The sequence below is a fragment of the Treponema endosymbiont of Eucomonympha sp. genome (assembly GCF_001028545.1).
Genome location: NZ_BBPW01000229.1, coordinates 1 through 967, shown reverse-complemented (window position 1 = coordinate 967; position 967 = coordinate 1). Strand labels below are relative to the sequence as shown.

Annotated in this window: 1 pseudogene; it reads left to right on the top strand. The window is 55.7% G+C overall.

From position 1 onward, the window contains the following. Positions 1 to 326: 326 nt before the first annotated feature. Positions 327 to 967: pseudogene (locus tag AWU74_RS06165) on the top strand (serine/threonine protein kinase); the annotation flags it as partial.

Here is a 967-nt window from a genome sequence, read left to right as displayed (position 1 = left end):
ATTGTGTGAAGGTCTTGTACACATGTATTACTTTGCGCTATTGTTGAAAACGTCGTGATGGTTCCTCAACGGTGAGGCAGGGGAGATCGATGAACACGCAGCAGTCCGCAGTTTCTGATTGTGGCTGGTCGGTGCGTGCCCGATTTACTGAAGTGTCCCCGGCGGCGACGAGCGCAGACGCCGGCGACCCTGCTGTTTCATCGGTGAGTGGCCCATGTGGTCTCGATGAGTTTTGCGGGATGCACAAGTGACTCGACAAGGATAGCGGTGCGTGCGCCTTCGAGATGGTGGCGCCGGCCAATGGGAAAACAAGGAAAGGATCAATGATGACCAAGATTGTTAATTCATGGAACGACTGGGATCCGCTGAAACGAGTTATCGTCGGACGTGCGGATAACTCCGTCATTCCGCCAGAGGAGCCGGCGACTTCCGAGAAGGTTCCGGTGGATTCTGCCATGCGAGGGATGTGGGGGCCGCGTCCGCTCGAGACGGTTGAGAAGGCGAATGCACAGCTCGACAATCTTGTCGATGTTCTCGAGAAGCACGGAGTCCAGGTCGATCGTCCGACTCCGCTCCAGTGGAATCAGGCCATTGGCACCCCCGATTTCCGTAACGACTCGATGATGACGTGCATGCCTCCTCGGGACATCCTGCTTACTATTGGCAGCGAAATCATGGCCTCAGCTAATTCGTTCCGCTGTCGGTATTTCGAATACTTGGCCTACTGGCCTCTCATGAACTCCTATTTTGAGGATGATCCGGAATTCAAGTGGACACAGGCTCCACGCCCGCGTCTCACCGATAAGAGCTACAAGCACAACTACTATGACGAGCGGGTTTCGCTCGAAGAGCGTCTTGAGCGCACTGCGGCCAAGGATTTCGTCACGACGGAGGTCGAGCCCATGTGGGATGCGGCCGATGTCATGCGGATGGGTAAGGATCTCTTCATCCAGCACGGTCTGACGAC